Source organism: Streptomyces sp. NA02950 (genome assembly GCF_013364155.1).
GTDB lineage: Bacteria > Actinomycetota > Actinomycetes > Streptomycetales > Streptomycetaceae > Streptomyces.
This window is the reverse complement of record NZ_CP054916.1, coordinates 7,869,613-7,888,984: the sequence shown is the minus strand read 5'-3', so window position 1 is coordinate 7,888,984 and position 19,372 is coordinate 7,869,613. Positions and strand designations below refer to the sequence as shown.

Annotated in this window: 12 protein-coding genes; 6 read left to right on the top strand and 6 right to left on the bottom strand. The window is 70.4% G+C overall.

Translation table 11 applies throughout. The features are described 5' to 3' along the window. Positions 1 to 147: 147 nt before the first annotated feature. Entirely contained in the window at positions 148 to 582 is a 435-nt protein-coding gene (locus HUT19_RS34395) for a thioredoxin family protein (RefSeq protein ID WP_176184194.1), read from the bottom strand. A 181-nt stretch (positions 583 to 763) separates the two neighbouring features. On the opposite strand from HUT19_RS34395, the gene HUT19_RS34390 reads away from it, so the two are divergent. After that, on the top strand, positions 764 to 1,174 hold the full coding sequence (locus HUT19_RS34390) for a DUF4395 domain-containing protein (RefSeq protein WP_176184192.1): 411 nt from the start codon (positions 764 to 766) through the stop codon (positions 1,172 to 1,174). Here the strand turns inward: HUT19_RS34390 and HUT19_RS34385 are convergent. The 5 genes from HUT19_RS34385 to hemL all read right to left on the bottom strand — a co-directional run bounded on the left by HUT19_RS34385 (position 1,149) and on the right by hemL (position 5,577). Beyond that, positions 1,149 to 1,298 (bottom strand): hypothetical protein, encoded by a 150-nt coding sequence (locus HUT19_RS34385; RefSeq protein WP_176178462.1) that lies wholly within the window; start codon positions 1,296 to 1,298, stop codon positions 1,149 to 1,151. The genes HUT19_RS34390 and HUT19_RS34385 overlap by 26 nt on opposite strands. Further along, a complete protein-coding gene (locus HUT19_RS34380; RefSeq protein WP_176184190.1) occupies positions 1,295 to 2,671 on the bottom strand; it encodes an NtaA/DmoA family FMN-dependent monooxygenase in 1,377 nt (458 codons plus the stop codon). The genes HUT19_RS34385 and HUT19_RS34380 overlap by 4 nt, the downstream gene beginning before the upstream one ends. A 24-nt stretch (positions 2,672 to 2,695) precedes the next feature. Then, on the bottom strand, positions 2,696 to 3,910 hold the full coding sequence (locus tag HUT19_RS34375; RefSeq protein WP_176184188.1) for an LLM class flavin-dependent oxidoreductase: 1,215 nt from the start codon (positions 3,908 to 3,910) through the stop codon (positions 2,696 to 2,698). 71 nt (positions 3,911 to 3,981) lie between these two features. Further along, positions 3,982 to 4,065 carry a putative leader peptide gene (locus HUT19_RS44425; protein WP_368661751.1) on the bottom strand — a complete coding sequence of 28 codons (84 nt, stop codon included), beginning with the start codon at positions 4,063 to 4,065 and terminating at the stop codon, positions 3,982 to 3,984. Between the two features lie 171 nt (positions 4,066 to 4,236). Continuing rightward, positions 4,237 to 5,577 carry a glutamate-1-semialdehyde 2,1-aminomutase gene (gene hemL, locus HUT19_RS34370; RefSeq protein WP_176184185.1) on the bottom strand — a complete coding sequence of 447 codons (1,341 nt, stop codon included), beginning with the start codon at positions 5,575 to 5,577 and terminating at the stop codon, positions 4,237 to 4,239. Positions 5,578 to 6,084: 507 nt separating this feature from the next. Between hemL and HUT19_RS34365 the strand changes: the two genes are divergently transcribed. The 5 genes from HUT19_RS34365 (at position 6,085) to HUT19_RS34345 (ending at position 19,362) form a co-directional block, all read left to right on the top strand. Continuing rightward, positions 6,085 to 7,116, top strand: coding sequence for a zinc-binding dehydrogenase (locus HUT19_RS34365; RefSeq protein WP_176184183.1), 1,032 nt, complete (start codon positions 6,085 to 6,087; stop codon positions 7,114 to 7,116). Positions 7,117 to 7,953: 837 nt separating this feature from the next. Then, positions 7,954 to 11,112, top strand: coding sequence for a type I polyketide synthase (locus HUT19_RS34360; RefSeq protein ID WP_176184181.1), 3,159 nt, complete (start codon positions 7,954 to 7,956; stop codon positions 11,110 to 11,112). Between the two features lie 49 nt (positions 11,113 to 11,161). Further along, on the top strand, positions 11,162 to 17,722 hold the full coding sequence (locus HUT19_RS34355) for a type I polyketide synthase (protein ID WP_176184179.1): 6,561 nt from the start codon (positions 11,162 to 11,164) through the stop codon (positions 17,720 to 17,722). Then, complete coding sequence (locus tag HUT19_RS34350; protein WP_176184177.1) at positions 17,719 to 18,153, top strand: DUF3291 domain-containing protein; 435 nt, start codon at positions 17,719 to 17,721, stop codon at positions 18,151 to 18,153. The genes HUT19_RS34355 and HUT19_RS34350 overlap by 4 nt, the downstream gene beginning before the upstream one ends. A 12-nt stretch (positions 18,154 to 18,165) precedes the next feature. Beyond that, positions 18,166 to 19,362, top strand: coding sequence for an acyl-CoA dehydrogenase family protein (locus tag HUT19_RS34345; RefSeq protein WP_176184175.1), 1,197 nt, complete (start codon positions 18,166 to 18,168; stop codon positions 19,360 to 19,362). Positions 19,363 to 19,372: the final 10 nt, after the last annotated feature.

Here is a 19,372-nt window from a genome sequence, read left to right as displayed (position 1 = left end):
GCTCGGCGCTCGCACGGCGGTCCGCGACGTCATGGAGCCGCAGGTCCCGGCATCAGCGGGCAGCGGCCTCGTACGGGAACGACATAAGGAGCGGCGCCCTTCGTCTTCCTCAGCGTCTTCCTCACGCGTCTTCCTCACGCGTCTCGATCACGACGAGGCGGCTGAGGCCCCGGTCGCCGTGCCGATGGCTGCCATCACCTCCGCGCGGCGGGGCTGTCCGGACGCCCTGCCGACGACCTGGCCGGCCCGGTCGAGCACCAGCACGGTCGGCGTCCGCAGGATCCCCAGCCGTCTGACCAGCTCCAGCCGGTCGTCCGCGTCGATCTCCACATGCGCCGCGCCCGGCACCGTCCCGGCGATGTCCGCGAGCAGCCGTCGCGTCGGCCGGCACGGCGCGCAGGAGGCGGTGGAAAACTGGACCAGCGTCACCCGGTCCCCCAGTTCGGCCCCGAGCTCCGCCGCCGACAGGCGCACCGCGCCATCCCGCCGCCGCGCCCGGAGCCTTCCGCCGCACAGCGCGCGCACCGCCCCGAAGACACTCGCCAGAATGAGCACCGCGGCACACACCACCAAGCCGGTCATGCCATCAGTCTGCACTCGCCCAGCCCCTTCCGCGCCACTACGATGACGGCCATGGACTCCCCTCTCCTGCCGTGGCTGACCACCCGCCGTGTGGTCGACCTCTGCCGGGTCACGACCGCCCGCTGTCGCTGACACCCGCACCGGCCCGATCACCGTCCCCGCCCCCCGGAGTCTCCTCCCCATGCGGATCGACCCGCGCGGCCCCCGGTTCGCCGCCGCGCTCACCACCATCGTCCTGTGTGTCGTACTGATCACTGGCAGCGGTGCCCTGCTCGCCGCGCAAACCGCGATCTTCGCGCTCGGTGCGTTCGCCGGCTTGCGGTACTCCCCGTACGGCTGGCTGTACCGAGTCGCCGTCCGGCCCCGGCTCTCCGCGCCCGGTGAGCTGGAGGACCCGCGGCCGCCCCGCTTCGCCCAGGGCGTCGGCGTCGCCTTCGGTCTCGTCGGGACCGTCGGCTACCTGGCGGGCGTCCACTGGCTGGGCATGGCCGCGACCGCGCTCGCCCTGGCCGCGGCCTTTCTCAACGCGGCCTTCGGGTACTGCCTCGGTTGCGAGATGTACCTGATCATCCGCCGCGTCCGAAGCGCCTGAGCAAGCCTGATCCGTCGTGGCCACGGGGGATGTTCACCTCGCGGAACCGCGCATGGGTCGGTTTCTGCACGCCCGTCACCGGGTCCGGGGCGTGCACGATGAGGGTGATGGCCAGGAACTTCACGAGGCCGCCCGTTCCTTGTGCGCCGCGGTGCCGGGGTGAGCCAGGCCGAGGTGGTCGCGCAGGGTCGTGCCCTCGTACTCGGTGCGGAACACGCCGCGCTCCTGGAGCAGCGGGACGACGGTGTCGGCGAAGACGTCCAGCCCGCCGGGGGTGATGTGGGGGACGAGGATGAAGCCATCGCTGGCGTCGGCCTGGACGAGGGAGTTGATGGTCTCGGCGACCGTGGCCGGAGAGCCGATGAAGGCCTGGCGGTTGCCTGTCTCGATGACGAGGTCACGGATCGACCACTTGTTGGCCTCCGCCAGTTCCCGCCACTCCCGGGCGACGGCCAGCGGATCTCGGTACATCCGTACCTGGGCCCGGCCGCGGGCGATGGTGTGCTCGCCGGGGTCCGGGTCGATGTCGGGGAGCGGGCCGTCCGGGTCGTACGCGGACAGGTCACGGTTCCAGACGAACTCCAGATGCTTGATCGCGGTGGCGCCGCTGACCTGCTTGCGCCGCACCTCGCGGGCCAGCTCCTGAGCCTCGGCGTCGGTGTCGCCGAGGACGAAGGTGGCCGCCGGGAGAATCAGCAGCTGGTCGTGGGTGCGGCCGTACCGTGCCAGGCGGCCCTTGACGTCGGCGTAGAACTCCTGGCCGGGTTCCAGGGTGCTGTGCCGACTGAAGATCGCGTCCGCGCTCGACGCGGCGAATTCGCGCCCCTCCTCGGAGTCACCGGCCTGGAAGATCACCGGTCGTCCCTGCGGACTGCGCGGGACGTTGAACTGACCGGCGATGTCGAAGTGCTGACCCTGGTGGGCGAAGGCACCGGGGCGCACGTTCTTGAGGAAGATGCCGGCCGCCTGGTCTGCGGCTATGTCATCACCCTTCCAGGAGTCGAACAGCTGGGTGGCGGCGTCCAGGAACTCCCTGGCCCTGGAATACCGCTCCTCCTGCGGAAGGAAGCCGCCACGGCGGAAGTTCTCACCGGTGAAGGCGTCCCACGAGGTGACGACGTTCCAGGCGGCGCGGCCGTCCGACAGGTGGTCGAGACTGGCGAACTGGCGGGCCACCTCGTACGGCTCGTTGAAGGTGGAGTTGATGGTGCCGGTCAGGCCGATCCGATCGGTGACGGCCGCCAGTGCGGTGAGGACGGTGAAGGTGTCGGGCCGCCCCACCACGTCCAAGTCATATATTTTCCCGCCCTGTTCGCGCAGCCGCAGCCCCTCGGCGAGGAACAGAAAGTCGAACTTGGCACGCTCGGCGGTGCGCGCGAAGTGCGCGAACGAGCTGAACTCGATGTGGCTGCCCGCGCTCGGGTCGCTCCACACGGTGGTGTTGTTGACGCCGGGGAAGTGGGCCGCGAGATGGATCTGCTTGAGCGGCTTGCTCATGGTCGGTGGTCCCTTTCCGACTGCTCAGACGGTGGCGTAGCGGTTGGCGGGGCGCGCGAGCCCCAGCAGCCCGCGCAGGGTGTCGGCCTCGTACGTCGTACGGAAGGCACCGCGGCGCTGGAGTTCGGGCACCAGCCCACGGGTGATCGCCTCGAGGTCGTGTCCGAGGACGCCGGGGCGCAGCCGGAAACCGGAAAGCCCGGTCCGCTGCCATTCCAGGAGCAGGTCGGCGAGCTGCCCGGGCGTTCCCGTGAACACCTTCGCGTCGCTGGTGTACGGGTAACCGGCCAGACCGTCCAGGCGCTCTCGTCGGCCGGCCGCCGCGCCGGGGGTGTCGTCCAGGAACACCACCAGGTCACCGAAGACGTGCAGCGGCTCCTCCGCGCGTCCCTCGTCGGCCTGCACGGCGCGGACCTCGGCCACGAATGCCTGGGCCTGGCCGGTGTCATGGGGGGTGACGTACCCGATGTCGGTGGAGCGGCCGACCAGCCGGTACGGAACGCTCTGGTGTGCCAGGGCGGTGACGACGGGCTGTCCCTGGGGCGGCCTGGGGGTGATCGAGGGGCCCTTGACGCTGAAGTGCCTGCCTTCGAAGTCGATGTAGTGCAGCTTGTCGCGGTCGATGAAGCGGCCGGTGGCGACGTCCCGGATCTCCGCGTCGTCCTCCCAGCTGTCCCACAGCCGGCGCACCGCCTCGACGTAGTCGGCGGCCTCCGCGAAGAGTTCGGCGGTCAGTTGCCGGGCGGCCGGAGTGTCCAGGTCATCGGCGCCGAGCCGCGGGATGGTGCGGCGTCCGAAGTGCTCCGCCTCGTGCCGGCGCCTCGACACCCGGATCCGCACACCCGCGCGCCCGGTGCTGACGTAGTCCAACGTGGCGATCGCCTTGGAGATGTGGAACGGCTCGGTGTGAGTGGCGACGATCGTCGGCACCAGCCCGATGTGCCGCGTCAGCGGCGCGACCCGGGCGGCGATCAGTACCGCGTCCAGCCGACCGCGCACCTGGTCGGTGCGCTCGTCAGGCTCCGTACGGTGCGAGGACTGGAGGGTGAGCCCGTCTTCGAAGGTCACGAAGTCGAGCAGGCCGCGTTCGGCCTCGGTGACAAGATCGGTCCAGTACGCGGCGGTGAACAGGTCCCGGGGCCGGGCCTGTGGTTCGCGCCATGCGGCCGGGTGCCAGCCGGCGCCGTCGAGCGCGACGGCGAGATGGAGTGGCGAAGGGTGTGAAAGAGACGCGGACACGGCAAGTGTGCCTTCCTGATCGGCCGTCGGGGACCGTCGGCCCCGCTCTCAGGGCCGACGGGAGGAACGGATCAGGAACAACACAGGGCGGCGGCCACCCGTTGCAGATCGATGTGGGGCCGGGAGTACAGACGGACACGACGGCGGGGCGCCATGACCAGGACACGCTGCCAGCTCACCGGCCGCACTCCCGTCACCTCCACCCTTCCGCCGGTCGGGACCCGGGTCCCGGCCGCAGTTCCGAAAACGCTACGCGAGGCCGCGACGCCGCGCAATCGTCGGACCGCGCACACGCCTGTCGGTTGGCAACGGCCCGCCCGGTCAGGTTATTCCGCCGGAGCGGCCCCGGCCGCGGCGCGGGCAGCGTGCGGAAGCGCATCGATGATCCGGGTCAGTGCGCGGTCGTCGTGGGCGGCGGTGACGAACCACGCTTCGTAGACGCTCGGCGGCAGGGCGACTCCGTGTTCGAGCATGGCGTGGAAGAACGGTGGGAATCGGAAGGTCTCTTGCGCCTGTACGGCTTCGTAGTTCCGCGCCGGCTCCGGAGCGAACACGATGGAGAACAGGTTGCCGGCGGCCTGGACCGTGTGGGCGACGCCGACGTCCGTGAGGGCGTCGGATACCGCTGCCCGAATCGTGCTGCTCGCTCGGTCGAGTCGGGTGTAGGTCTCGTGGTCCGCGAGCTGGAGGGTGGCGAGGCCGGCCGCGACGGCCAGCGGGTTCCCGGACAGGGTGCCGGCTTGGTACACGGGGCCGTCCGGGGCGAGGTGTCCCATGATGTCGCTTCTGCCGCCGACCGCGGCCACGGGCATGCCGCCGCCGATGACTTTGCCGAAGGTCACCAGGTCAGCGTCATAGAGCTCCGTGGAGCGCGACTTTTCCAGACCCCAGTAGCCGTCCGGTGCGACTCTGAACCCGGTGAGGACTTCATCGAGGATCAGCAAGGCGCCGTTCTCGTGGGCGATCGAGGCGAGTGCGGCGTTGTATCCGTGGTCGGGAGGGACGACCCCCATGTTCGCGGCCGCCGCTTCCACGATGACCGCTGCGATACGTCCCGAGTGGGCCGCGAAAGCGGCCCGTACCGCGTCGAGGTCGTTGTACGGCAGGACGATGGTCTGTGCGGCGATCGGCTCGGGGACACCGGCCGATGCGGGCAGGCCGAAGGTGGCCACGCCGGAGCCCGCGGCGGCGAGGAGACCGTCGGAGTGGCCGTGGTAGTGGCCGGCGAACTTCACTACCAGAGGCTTGCCGGTGAAGCCGCGCGCCAGGCGGATCGCGGTCATGGTCGCCTCGGTGCCGGTGGAGACGACACGCAGCTCGTCGATGAGGCCGCCTGCCGCACGGGGGCCGCCGAGCCGTTCGACGACAAGCTCGGCCAGCTCTGTCTCGGCCGGAGTCGTGGCGCCGAACGAGAGGCCCCGGGATGCGGCGTCCTGAACCGCGGTGACGACCTCCGGGTGAGCATGACCGAGGATCGCCGGTCCCCAGGAGGCAACGAGGTCGACGTAGTCGCGTCCTTCGACGTCCGTGACGTACGGGCCGGAGGCGGAGACGATGAAGCGAGGCGCACCGCCGACCGACCGGAAGGCGCGCACCGGCGAGTTGACCCCGCCCGAGATGACCTTCCGCGCCCGGGCGAACTGGGACTCGTTGCTTGTCGCGCTCATCGTGCGATCAGCCTCGGGGCGAGGGCGGGCCGGCGCGTCGTCGGCGTTTCCCGTAAGCGGCGGGGGCGGACGGTCGGAGTGGATGGAGCAGCCATATCGGCAGTCTAAGCGCTGTTCCCGTCATCCCCAGCGGGCTCCCGACGCCGGCTACGGCCGCCCCCAGGCTTCGCCCGGGAGGTGCCCCCTGCCGCGTTGTCGGGATCACCCGAGCACGCCCGGTACGAGGACGACCCTCCGCCTTGCGACTGACCGCATCCGGCGCCGCTCGCTGATCCACCGGGGATGACGGCACAGCCCTTGGGACGGCGGCCAACGTGCTGTGCCGGCAGACAATTTCAGGCAACTTCCCGGGTCCCGTCCCGCTGCCGGAAGATGCCCTCGAGCTGGAGGAGTACGCCGGGCACCCGCACCGGAAAGCCCTGACCACCGCCACTTCTCCGCCATTTCGCCGGCTCGGATCACGGCACCCCGTGGACGCCCCCCGGACCCCCCGATACGGTCGGCGGAATGCGGACAGCGAGGCTTCACGGGATCGCGGACCTGCGGGTCGGGGACGAGCCCACGCCGGAGGCGGGCGCGGAGGAGACCCTGGTGCGGGTGACCGCGGTGGGGATCTGCGGGTCGGACCTGCACTGGTACGAAGACGGCTCGATCGGCGACGCAAAGCTGGAGCGGCCGCTGGTGCCCGGACACGAGGGCGCCGGTGAGATCGCGGCCGGGCCGAGGCGCGGGGAGCGGGTCGCGATCGACCCGGCGATCCCGTGCGAGACCTGCCGGGCGTGCCGGGACGCGTCCCGCCACCTGTGCTACAACATCCGGTTCTCCGGGCACGGAGTGACGGATGGGATGATGCGCGAGGTCATGCCGTGGCCGTCGCGTCGGCTGCACCCGCTGCCTGACGGTGTGTCCGACGCGGGCGGCGCCATGCTGGAGCCCCTGGGCGTCGCGCTGTGGGCACTGGACCTGGGACACGTGCCGTTCGGCGGCACGGCGGCGGTCGTAGGCTGCGGTCCGGTCGGCCTGCTGCTGATCCAACTGCTGCGTGCCGCGGGGGTGTCCCGCCTGATCGCGGTCGAGCCGCTCCCGCACCGCCGCGAAGCCGCCGCCAAGTGGGGTGCCGACGAAGTCCTCGACCCCCCTCCCGCCTCCGCGTCCACCTCTGCCCCTGCCTCCGCCCCAGCGGCGTCGTATGCTGGCTTTTCCTCGTACGGCGTTGACGTCGCGTTCGAAATGGCCGGGAACGACGACGGGGTGCGCATCGCCATGGAGTGCGTACGGCCGGGCGGGCGCGTGGTGCTCGGCGGCATACCGGGCTCGGACACAACAACGTTCCGCGCCTCGCTCGCGCGCGGCAAAGAACTGACGATCTCGATGGTGCGCCGGATGAACGAGGTCTACCCGCGCGCCATCGACCTGGCCGCGCGCGGCGTGGTGGCACTCGACCCCCTGGTGTCGTCCCGGGTCCCGCTGGCCGAAGCGTCTGCCGCGTTCGCCGCCGCCCAGCGCCGCACCGGCCTGAAAGTCATCATCACCCCGTGAACGTATCCAGTTGATGGTTACACCTTCCGCCGGCCGGGGCGCGTGCGCCGGCGTTCCGCTGAATGCGGTGTGGCAGCGGTGATGCTGCCAAGCCGGGTGCCGAGCCGGATGCAGGCCCATTCGTCGAGCAGGGTGCGGTTGTAGCTTTTTCAACTGTGCGTCGCCGCCGCCCCGTTGGCCTGTGGCCGGTAGGCGCCGGGGGGCGTATGCCGGTCGCGCCGATATCGGCGAAGGCCTGCGTTTGTGATCGCGCCGGATACGCGGCGGATCTCCCGCTGCCCGTCATTCAGGGTGTGCGCCGCCTGCTGGTTGAGCGCCATTCATGGTGAGCGCTGCCGGTTCTCCCGCTGCCCTGTTTTTGAGTGCGGGCGCGTCATCGTGGTGAGCGTGAGGGTGTGGACGTGCTGGCAGCGAAATGAAGAGGGCCCTCCCTTATGCATTTGGGGTGCATCGCCGCCCGGCGGCGGCACTGAAGGACAAGGGAGCGCAGGCAGTGGGCGCGGTCGGCGGCGACGGTGTGCAGGGCATCAGCGGCCACCATCGCGCCGGTGATGTCGGCGATCAGGCCGGGCGCCGCGGTGAAGTGCACCGTCTCGTGGGGTTTGTGACGTATCTCTCGCTGAGTGGACAGCGCCCCCGGATCGGGCGGGTCTCCGGCGATTCCGTCGGCGAATCGGCGGCACGGCCCGGCCCCCCTGCCCACGATCCGAGCACTCATAACGTCCGGGGTGGGGTTGACCCTCAGGAGCGCGAGTGCTTAGCCTAAAAATAACTACGCTAATTAACGTAGTCGGCTAGTCGGCAGCCCATTGGGGTTGGCCTCCGGGGGAGGGCACAATGTCCGAGTTAGCGGCAAGCGGTATAGCGACGGAACCGATCGCAATCATCGGGATGGCATGCCGGTACCCAGGTGGGTTGGCATCCCCCGAAGAACTATGGGAATTAGTTACGGCCGAATCCCAGGCCATCTCCGATTTTCCTGCCGACCGGGGCTGGGACCTTGACCGTCTCCGCTCAGATCCCGCTCAGGCCGGTTCCAGCTCAGTAGACCGAGGCGGATTCCTCGACGCCGCCGAATTTGACGCCTCGTTTTTCAGCATATCGCCGCGAGAGGCGCTCGCTATGCATCCCGAGCAGCGTATCTTGCTCGAGGTGTCGTGGGAGGCATGTGAACGCGCCATGCTGGACCCGCTATCGGTGAGCGGGATGAACATGGGTGTGTTCGCGGCGCGGCTGTCGACCGAGTACGGGCCGCCGATGCATCTGGCGCCGGAGGGCTCCTCGGGGCTGATGCTCACCGGGAACATACCCAGCGCGATCAGCGGCCGGATCGCCTACACACTGGGGGTCGTCGGGCCGACGATCACGATAGACACCGCTTCTTCCGGTTCTCTGGTCGCGATCCACCTGGCAGTGCAGGCGCTCCGGGCCGGGGAATGCGACCTCGCGCTGGCCGGCGGCGTCTCGGTCATGCCCGCACCGGGGTTCTTCACCGAGTTCACCCGGCAGCAGGGGCTCACGCCGGACGGCAGGCCGAAGCCCTTCTCCGCTGACGCGGACGGCACCGTCTGGTCCGAGGGGGCGGGCATGATCATGCTCGCCCGGCTGTCGGATGCCCGGGCGAACGGCCACCGGGTCCTCGCGGTGATCCGCGGCTCCGCGGTCAACTCCGCCGGCGCGACCGAGGGTCTGGTCGTGCCGAGTGCTCCCGCGCAGGAACGGCTGATCGTCCGGGCGCTGGCCAACGCCGGCCTGTCGCCCGCCGATGTGGACGCGGTGGAGGCACACGGATCGGGGACCAGGGCCGGTGACCGGGCAGAAGCGGGAGCCCTCATCGCGACGTACGGGGCCGACCGTCCGGCGGGGCGGCCGTTGTGGGTGGGGAGTGTGAAGTCGAATATCGGTCATGCGCAGGCGGCCGCCGGTGTGGCGGGGGTGGCCAAGATGGTGATGGCGTTGCAGCACGGGGTGCTTCCGGGACTGGTGCATTTCTCATCGCCGTCGCCTCATGTGGACTGGGACGGCAGCGGGGTGGTGCCGCTGGCGGAGGCGGTGGAGTGGCCGCGAAGGGATCGGCCGCGGCGGTGCGGGGTGTCGTCCTTCGGCGTGAGCGGGACCAACGCGCACGTGATCTTAGAGGAGGCGCCACAGGAGCCGCCGGAGGAAGCGCCGCGGGTCGGCGATTCCGGTGCGGCGGGGACTGCCCGGCCCTCGGTGATGCCGTGGGTGGTGTCGGCACGGAGTGAGGCCGGACTGCGGGCGCAGGCGGCCCAGTTGCTTGCGGTGGCGGAAACCGAACGGCCCGAAGACGTGGCGTTCTCACTGGCGGTGACACGGTCGCGGTTCGACCATCGGGCCGTGGTGGTGGGCTCGGGCCGCGAGCAACTGGTATCGGGGCTCGCCTCATTGTCGCGTGGGGAGTCGGCTCCGCAGGTGGTGCGGGGAACGGCATGGGCGGACGCGCGACCGGTCTTCGTGTTTCCCGGCCAAGGCGGGCAGTGGCCGGGGATGGCGGCCGCCTTGGCGGAATCCTCCCCCGTGTTCGCGGAGTGCCTGGCGACGTGCGGTGAGGCGCTGGAGCGTTATGTGCCGTGGTCACTGGCGGATGTGCTGGACGGTTCGGCAGGGGCACCGAGTCTTGACCGGGTCGACGTCGTACAACCGGTGTTATGGGCAGTGATGGTGTCGCTCGCGCAGGTGTGGCGAGAGTACGGAGTCGAACCGGCCGCTGTGGTCGGGCATTCCCAAGGAGAGATCGCCGCGGCATGCGTGGCCGGGGCCCTGTCACTGGACGACGGAGCGCGGGTGGTGGCGCGACGCAGCCAGTTGGTGGTGCCGCTGTCAGGCAGCGGAGCGATGCTGTCACTGGGGCTGGGGGCAGCGCAGGCGCGGGAGCGGACGGCCCGGTGGGGGGCGCGGCTGTCGGTGGCGGCGGTGAACGGCCCGGAGTCGGTGGCGGTGAGCGGTGACCCGGAAGCCATCGCGGAGTTGCGAGCCGAATGCGGGGCCGCCGGCATCCGCGCCCGCACCATCAACGCGGATTACGCGTCACACAGCAATCACGTCGACCCGATCGAACAAGAGCTGCTGGACGCGCTGACGGAGGTACGGCCGCGAACGGGATCGGTGCCGATGATCTCGACAGTGACCGGAGCACTGATCTGTCACGAGCAGCTTGACGCGGAGTACTGGTGGCGCAACCTGCGCCGGCCGGTGGAATTCGAGACGGCCTCACGCAACCTGCTGACATCCGGCCACCACGTGTTCATCGAGATCAGCCCGCACCCCGTCATGGCGTTCGGGTTGGAAGGCACCATCGAAGCGACAGAGGCCGACGCCGCGGTGATCGGCACACTGCGCCGCGACGACGGTGGCCTGGACCGCATGACAACCTCCCTCGCCCAAGCCCACGCCCACGGCGTGCCGGTCGACTGGAACACCCACTTCGCCCCAGCCCGACCCCGCCGCGTCCCCCTGCCCACCTACCCCTTCCAGCGTCGGCGCTACTGGCTCACCGCTCCCGGTCTGTCCGCGGCCGGCGGGGATCTGGCCGACGGCGTCGGACCCGTCGCGGCGGCCGCCGAACAGGAGCTGCGGGCCGCGGGGGGCCGCACGGTCACCGCCCCGGGCGATGTGCGGGATCTGCTGGCGGGCGAGATCGCCGCCGTACTCGGCCTGGAAACGCCGGCTCAGGTCGCGGTGGACCTCACGTTCAAGGCGCTGGGGTTCGAGTCGATGACCAGCGTGGAACTCCGTAACCGGCTGTGCGCGGCGACGGGGCTCCGGCTGCCGACCACCCTCATCTATGACTACCCCTCACCGCGTGAGCTCGTCGACTATCTGCTCGCCAAGCTCGGCCCGGACAGCCCCGACGACGCCGGTCACGACGCCGCCCCGGTGCCCGCGGCTCGCGCCGAGCGCGCGTTCGACGACATGGACGGCGATGAGCTGGTGCGGCTGGCGCTGCGCAAGAAGCGCCCAGGTGACGTCGGCTGATCAGCCATCGGCTGCTTATTTCGGGATCGCTCATGTTTGAGGAGGCACGTTGAACACGTCTGTTGACGAATTGGTCGAGGCGCTGCGCGAGTCTTTGAAGGAGAACGAGCGGCTCAAGGCGAGGATCACCGAGCCGATCGCGATCATCGGGATGTCGTGCAGGTTCCCCGGCGGTGTGATGTCGCCAGAAGACTTATGGGAGCTTGTGGCGGCCGACGGCGACGCGATCGCGCCGTTCCCCACCGACCGCGGCTGGGACACCGACAGCCTCTACCACCCCGATGCGGATCACCCTGGAACGACCCCCGTGCGCGAGGGCGGGTTCCTGCGGGATGCCGCCTACTTCGACGCGGGGTTCTTCGGGATCACGCCGCGGGAGGCCGCTGCCATCAATCCGCAGCAGCGGTTGCTGCTCGAATGCGCGTGGGAATCCTTCGAGCGGGCCGGCATCGACCCGGCCACCCTCGTCGGCAGCCGCACCGGCGTCTTCGCCGGTGTGATCTACCAGGACTACAGCCTCCCCCTTCAGTCCCCGCCGAATGAGGCGGAGGGATACCTGCTGACCGGGGAGCTCGGGAGCGTCGCCTCCGGACGGATCGCCTACACGATGGGCCTTCAGGGGCCGGCGATCACGATCGATACGGCGTGCTCCTCGTCGCTTGTCGCGCTGCACGCGGCGGCCGAATCGCTGCGTCGCGGCGAGTGTTCGCTCGCGATGGCGGGCGGCGCGACGGTGATGTGCCAACCGCGTGTGATCACCGAGATGTCACGGCAGGGCGCGCTGTCGCCCGACGGCCGGTCCAAACCGTTCTCCGACAGCGCGGACGGGGCGGGGTGGGGCGAGGGCGCCGGGATTCTCCTGTTGGAGCGGCTGTCGGATGCCCGGGCGAACGGCCATCGGGTCCTCGCGGTGATCCGCGGCTCCGCGGTCAACTCCGATGGCGCGAGCAACGGCCTGACCGCGCCGAACGGGCCATCGCAGCAGCGGGTCATCCGCGATGCCCTGCAAGCCTCCGGCCTGTCGCCCGCCGATGTGGACGCGGTAGAGGCACACGGGACCGGCACCACGCTCGGAGACCCGATCGAGGCGGGAGCCCTCATCGCGACGTATGGGGCCGACCGTCCGGCGGAGCGGCCGTTGTGGGTGGGGAGTGTGAAGTCGAATATCGGTCATGCGCAGGCGGCCGCCGGTGTGGCGGGGGTGGCCAAGATGGTGATGGCGTTGCAGCACGGGGTGCTTCCGGGACTGGTGCATTTCTCATCGCCGTCACCTCATGTGGACTGGGACGGCAGCGGGGTGGTGCCGCTGGCGGAGGCGGTGGAGTGGCCGCGAAGGGATCGGCCGCGGCGATGCGGGGTGTCGTCCTTCGGCGTGAGCGGAACGAACGCGCACGTGATCATAGAGGAGGCGCCACAGGAGCCGCCGGAGGAAACGCCGCGGGTCGGCGATTCCGGTGCGGCGGGGACTGCCCGGCCCTCGGTGATGCCGTGGGTGGTGTCGGCACGGAGTGAGGCCGGACTGCGGGCGCAGGCGGCCCAGTTGCTTCCGGTGGCGGAGACCGAACGGCCCGAGGATGTGGCGTTCTCACTGGCGGTGACACGGTCGCGGTTCGACCATCGGGCCGTGGTGGTGGGCTCGGGCCGCGAGCAACTGGTATCGGGGCTCGCCTCATTGTCGCGTGGGGAGTCGGCTCCGCAGGTGGTGCGGGGAACGGCATGGGCGGACGCGCGACCGGTCTTCGTGTTTCCCGGCCAAGGCGGGCAGTGGCCGGGGATGGCGGCCGCCTTGGCGGAATCCTCCCCCGTGTTCGCGGAGTGCCTGGCGACGTGCGGTGAGGCGCTGGAGCGTTATGTGCCGTGGTCACTGGCGGATGTGCTGGACGGTTCGGCAGGGGCACCGAGTCTTGACCGGGTCGACGTCGTACAACCGGTGTTATGGGCAGTGATGGTGTCGCTCGCGCAGGTGTGGCGAGAGTACGGAGTCGAACCGGCCGCTGTGGTCGGGCATTCCCAAGGAGAGATCGCCGCGGCATGCGTGGCCGGGGCCCTGTCACTGGACGACGGAGCGCGGGTGGTGGCGCGACGCAGTCAGGCGCTGGCTCCCCTGCTGGGAAGCGGAGCGATGCTGTCGCTCGGGCTGGGGGCAGCGCAGGCGCGGGAGCGGACGGCCCGGTGGGGAACGCGGCTGTCGGTGGCGGCGGTGAACGGCCCGGAGTCGGTGGCGGTGAGCGGTGACCCGGAAGCCATCGCGGAGTTGCAAGCCGAATGCGAGGCCGCCGGCATCCTCGCCCGCATCATCAACGTGGATTACGCGTCACACAGCGCTGATGTCGACCCGATCAGGCAAGAGCTGCTGGACACACTGACGGGAGTGCGGCCGCGGGCGGGGACGGTGCCGATGGTCTCGACAGTGACCGGAGCACAGATCGACCATGAAGAGCTTGATGCGGAGTACTGGTGGCGCAACCTGCGTCGGCCGGTGGCAGTCGAGACGGCCTCACGCAACCTGCTGACATCCGGCCACCACGTGTTCATCGAGATCAGCCCGCACCCCGTCATGGCGTTCGGGTTGGAAAGCACCATCGAAGCGACAGGAGCGGGCGCCGCGGTGATCGGCACACTGCGTCGCGACGACGGCGGCCCGGACCGCATGACAACCTCCGTCGCCCAAGCCCACGCCCACGGCGTGCCGGTCGACTGGAACACCCACTTCGCCCCGGCCCAGCCCCGCCGCGTCCCCCTGCCCACCTACCCCTTCCAACGCGAACGCTACTGGCTCAGCGAATCGCCGCGCGCCGGGCTGACCGATCTCGCCGCCGCCGGACTCGAGCGCCCCACGCACCCGCTCATCGGCGCCGGTGTGCAGCTTGCGGACATGGACGGGCACCTGTTCACCGCCCGGCTGTCGCTCGACAGCCATCCGTGGCTGGCGGATCACGCCGTCGGAGAGGAGGTGGTCCTCCCGGGCACCGCCATCCTGGAACTCGCCTTGCGGGCAGGGGAGCAGGTGGGTGCCGAATGGGTGGACGAGCTCGTCCTCGAGGCCCCGTTGGTGCTGCCCGACGATGACGCCGTCCAACTCCAACTCGCCGTCGGCACCGTGGACGAGGAGGGAAGGCGCAGCGTCAGCGTGCACTCCCGGCGCGGTGGCATCGGCGAGTGGACCCGCCATGCGACCGGTGTGCTGTCCCCGTCGTGGGAGCCGCCGAACGACGGCTTCGCCGAGTGGCCGCCGCCCGGAGCCGAGCCGATGGACGTGGACGCCGTTTACGACCTGGCAGAACGGGCCGGGATGACGTACGGCCCCGTCTTCCGCGGTCTGAAGGGCCTGTGGCGGCGCGGCGACGAATTCTTCGCGGAATCTCGCCTGCCCGCGGAGATCACCCCGGACGCCACGCCGTACGGTCTGCATCCGGCACTGGCCGACGCGGCGCTGCACGGCTGTCTCGCCGCGATGGCCGACAACAACACGCTCAAGAAGGAAGCGGTCCTGCCGTTCACCTGGACGGGGGTCGGCCTGTATGCGTTCGGGGCCGCCGCGGTCCGCGCGCGCATCAAGACGACCGGCGACGCCGAATTCAGCGTCGATCTCGCCGACGGCTCGGGAAACCCCGTCGGCCGGATCGCGACGCTGGCCTTCCGGCCCGCCGGGTCCTTGCTGCGGGGGACGGTGCAGGCCCTCTCCGCGGTCCGGTGGACCTCCCTGGCGCCTCCGGTCGACGCCTTGCCCGACGAGGGGCTCCGGGTGCTCGCCACTGGCGGCGATGCCCTGGGCCGCCTGCTCGCCGACGCCGGAGTCGAGTTCGGCACCTGCGAGGATGCCGCGTCGGCCGCGCGCCTGCCAGGTCCGGTGCTGCTCGACGTCTCCCCCGCCCCCGACCCCATCACCGACCCCGCCGGGGCCAACGGCCGCGACGCTGCCGCCGTGCTGGCCCGTTCGGCCGTCGACGACGTGCGGCGGGTGCTGTCCGGGATCAGGGAGTGGCTGACCGCCACCGGGGACTCCCCGGCCCGGCTCGCGGTGATCACGCACCGCGCGGTCGGGACGGTGCCCGACGAGGACGTGGCCGATCTCGCGGGCGCCTCGGTATGGGGTCTGGTCAGAACGGCTCAGGCCGAGTATCCCGGCCGGTTCGTCCTGGTGGACCTCGACGACGAGCCGTCGTCCGCCAGCGCGCTGCCGCGGGCCTTGCAGACCGCGGAGGAACAGATCGCGATCCGCGGCGGTCATCTGAGCACGCCGCGGATCGGTCCGCTGCGCACCGAGTCGGCGGCCCCGCCGCTGGCCGGCCCGGATCAGACCGTACTGATCACGGGGGGAACCGGCGGACTCGGCGGGCTGCTCGCGCGGCATCTGGCGGCGGAGCACGGAATCCGGCACCTGGTGCTGGCCGGCCGACGCGGCGAGAGCTCCCCCGGGGCCCGCGAACTCGTCGCGGAGCTGGCCGAACTGGGGGCCTCCGCCCAGATCGTGGCCTGCGACGTCGCCGACTACGACGCGCTGTCCGCGCTGCTGAGCTCCCTCCCCGCCGACCGGCCGCTCGGGGCGGTGGTCCACGCGGCCGGAGTCCTCGACGACGGGACCATCGAGACGCTCACCGACGCATCGATCGAGCGCGTCATGCGCGCCAAGGTGGACGGCGCCGCGAACCTGCACCTGCTGACCGAAGACCGTGAGCTGTCCGGATTCATCATGTACTCCTCGGTGGCGGGTGTCCTCGGCACGCCGGGGCAGGCCAACTACGCGGCGGCCAACGCCTTCCTCGACGCACTGATGCACCACCGCCGGGCGCGAGGGCTGCCGGGCGTCTCGCTGGCCTGGGGGCCGTGGGAAATCGACACCGGCATGACCGGGGGCCTGACCGAGGTGGACCACGCCCGGCTCGGCCGGTGGGGCCTGCTGCCGCTGGACGCCCAAGACGGCTGCGCGCTGTTCGACGCGGCCCGTGCCGCCGACAGCCCGCTCGCCATCCCCTGTCGTATCCAGTTGACCAGGGCTGTTGACGCACAACTCATCCCGGCGATGCTCCGGGACATCGTCCGGGACGCGCCGCGGCTTCGCCAGGCCAAGAGCGCGGTGAAGGTGGACACCAGCGCGGGAGAACGCGAGCGGCTCCGCGCGTTCCTCATCGGCCTGCCCGCCGAGCGGCGGCATGCCGAACTGGTCCGGATCGTCGCCCAGCACGCCGCCGAGGTCGCGAACCTCCCCTCGGCCGACGATGTCGCCCCCGACCTGCCGCTGATGGCGCTCGGCTTCGATTCCCTGGCGTCTCTCGAACTCCGTAACCGGCTGGTGCACTTGCTCGGACTGACCGGGCATCTGTCGACCAACGCAGTCTTCCAGACTCCGACGCCCGACGGGCTCGCGGCACGCATCGCCGCGATCCTGGCCGACGAGGACGAGACGCCCCCGGCGGCGGCTCAGGAGGCTCCCCCGGCGCAGGTGCGGCTGGCCGACGACATCGTGCCCGCCGCGGACTCCGCCCCCGCCTCCCTGGTGGATGCGAAGCACCTGTTCGTCACCGGCGGAACGGGATTCCTCGGCGCCTTCCTGCTGCGCGAACTGCTCGACCGGACCTCGGCCACCGTGTACTGCCTGGTCGGGGCGGCCGACGCCGACGAGGGCGCGGCACAGCTGCGCGAGACGATGCGCCGTTACCGGCTCCGGGACGATGACGTGTCCGACCGGACGGTTCCGATGCCCGGGGATCTCGCCAAGCCCCGCCTCGGCTTGACGGAGGACGAGTTCGACGCGCTGGCCAGGACGGCCGACGGCGTCTTCCACTGCGACGCCGTCGTCGACGAGCTGTACCGCTCCGAGGATCCCGGGCCCGCGGACGCGACCGGGACCGAGGAGGTGCTGCGGCTGGCCGCGCGGCACCGGACGGTGCCGGTGCACCACCTCTCGACGCTCGCCGTCTTCGGGCAGCCGGGCCCCGACGGGCAGCCGCTGGCCGAGGACTCGCTCACCGGCCCGCCCTCGGCCCTGTCGCAGGGCTATGAGCAGAGCATGTGGTTCGCGGAGGGGCTGGTCGCCGTCGCGCGCGAACGCGGGCTGCCCGTCTCGATGTACCGGGTGTCCCGGGCGTTCGGCGACCACAGGACCGGGGCGTGCCGGGCAGAGGACCTGCTCTGGCGTGTGGTGAAGGGCTGCGTCCAGGCGGGCGCGGCACCCATGACCGAGCTGACCAGTGATATCGTCCCCGTCGATTACGCGGCGGCGGCCGTTGCCGCCCTGGCCTGCCACGGGCCGTCGCTCGGCGGGACCTTCCACCTGTCCAACCCGGACCGGGTGCCCTTCGCCTCGGTCATCGCCGGCCTCACCGCCCGCGGCTATCCCCTGGCGGAGCTTCCGCCGGGGCTGTGGGCCGACATGGTGGGCAGCGATCCGGACAACGCCGCCTACCCGGTGCTCGAGGCCTTCTCCGAGATCGCGCTGGACCCCGACGGCCACGGCAGCCTGACATTCGAGTCTGCCGCCACGCGCGACACCCTCGCGTCTGTCGGCGTGTCCTGCTCACCGGTGACCGCGGAGGTGCTCGCCGCGCACATCGACTACTTCATCGCAACGGGTTACCTGCCGACCCCGGAGGAGGCTTCCAGGCGATGAGCGGCGACTATCACCTCGCCCAGGCGAACATCCTCTACGCGGTCGACTCGCTGAAGTCGGAGACCCTCGCCGACTTCCATGAGCTGGCCCTGAGCGTCGACGCCCTGGCCCGTAAGGCGCCGGGGTTCGTCTTCCGACTTGAATCCCTGTTCGATCTCCCCGAGGACCCGTACATGGTGAACGTCTCGGTATGGGAGACCCTGGAATCGCTTCGGGACTTCACCTACCGGGGCGAGCACGCCGACTCCCTCCGGATACGACGGAAATGGTTCAAGCCGCCGCGCGGCGCTCCGTCGGTCCTGTGGTGGCTGCCCGCGGGCAGCCTCCCCGACGTCGAGGAGAGCATGGCCCGGCTCGGGATGCTCAACGCCAAGGGACCGACCCCGGAAGCCTTCACGTTCCGGCGCTTTTTCCCGCCGCCCGTGTTCTGAAAGGACGAAGCGATGCATCCTGAGAACCACTCGCCGATATCGTCGCCGGAAGAGGCGCTGCGGGCATTCCGTGAGTTCGCCAGGACCACTCTTCTCGGGCACGACGAGGAGTTCGATTCGGGCGCCGAGCCGCCCTTGGAGCTCTACCGGCCGCTGCACAAGCAGGGGCTGCTGAACTGGTGGCTTCCCACGGAGTACGGGGGCGCGGGCCTCGGCCTGGCCGACAGCGTCGACATCGTGTCGGAGCTCGCCTACGCCGACGCGGGATCGGCCTTCACACTCCTGATCTCCGTCCTCAGCAGCTCCATGGTTTCGCTGTACGGATCGCCCGAGCTGAAGGAGGAGTTCCTCACGGCGATGACGCGTGACGGCGGCTACTCGGCCGCCCTGGGCAGCGAGCGGGAGGCCGGCAGCGAGCTGATCAACCTCACCACCACCCTGACCAGACGCGGCGATCACGTAGTGCTCAACGGCGAGAAGATGTTCTCGACCAACTCCGGCTTCGCCGACTACCTCATCGTGTTCGCCAAGTCCGCCGGGGAAAGGGAAAAGGGCGCCTCCTACCATGCGGTCCTGGTGCCCCGCGGCACCCCGGGCGCCCGCGTGGTCAAACGATGGGACATGATCGGTCTCCGGTCGGCGGGCACCTACCAGGTGTCGTTCACCGACTGCGCCGTGCCGAGCGGCAATGTCCTGAACGGTCCCGGACTCAAGATCATCGAGGTCGGCCTCAATTCCAGCAGGATCCTGATCGGGGCCATCGCGCTCGGCGTGGCCAGGAGAATCCGCGATATCTGTCTGGACTACGCGATCACAAAACCGCTGGGCGGCCACAAGCTCATCGAGAACGCCGTTTTCGCGAGCAAGATCGGACAGATGGAGATGCAGATCGAGGTGATGCGCAACCAGTGCCTCGCGGCCGCGCGTGAGTACGACGACGTGATGGCGATGCCCGACCCGCCGGCCGAATTCCTCCGACGCGGCGCGCTGCGGTCCGCGTTGACCACCAAGATGTTCTGTGGTCAGACCGGCTGGCAGATCGCCACCGTGGGGTCGGAGATGTTCGGCGGCCTGGGCTATACGACGGACCTGCCCATATCCAAATACCTCCGGGACATCAGGGCGGTGACCATCGTCGAGGCCGGGGACGACGTGCTGCGTGAACTCGTCTTCCGGCGGTTCGTACTCCCTCCCAATCGTCGGATCTGAGGTAGCGGTC

What these genes read in the sequence shown, in the direction of transcription:
- HUT19_RS34395 (WP_176184194.1), bottom strand. Translation starts at nt 582, where the DNA reads ATGACCGGCTTGGTGGTGTGTGCCGCGGTGCTCATTCTGGCGAGTGTC.
- HUT19_RS34390 (WP_176184192.1), top strand. Translation starts at nt 764, where the DNA reads ATGCGGATCGACCCGCGCGGCCCCCGGTTCGCCGCCGCGCTCACCACC.
- HUT19_RS34380 (WP_176184190.1), bottom strand. Translation starts at nt 2,671, where the DNA reads ATGAGCAAGCCGCTCAAGCAGATCCATCTCGCGGCCCACTTCCCCGGC.
- HUT19_RS44425 (WP_368661751.1), bottom strand. Translation starts at nt 4,065, where the DNA reads ATGGCGCCCCGCCGTCGTGTCCGTCTGTACTCCCGGCCCCACATCGAT.
- hemL (WP_176184185.1), bottom strand. Translation starts at nt 5,577, where the DNA reads ATGAGCGCGACAAGCAACGAGTCCCAGTTCGCCCGGGCGCGGAAGGTC.
- HUT19_RS34365 (WP_176184183.1), top strand. Translation starts at nt 6,085, where the DNA reads ATGCGGACAGCGAGGCTTCACGGGATCGCGGACCTGCGGGTCGGGGAC.
- HUT19_RS34360 (WP_176184181.1), top strand. Translation starts at nt 7,954, where the DNA reads ATGTCCGAGTTAGCGGCAAGCGGTATAGCGACGGAACCGATCGCAATC.
- HUT19_RS34350 (WP_176184177.1), top strand. Translation starts at nt 17,719, where the DNA reads ATGAGCGGCGACTATCACCTCGCCCAGGCGAACATCCTCTACGCGGTC.
- HUT19_RS34345 (WP_176184175.1), top strand. Translation starts at nt 18,166, where the DNA reads ATGCATCCTGAGAACCACTCGCCGATATCGTCGCCGGAAGAGGCGCTG.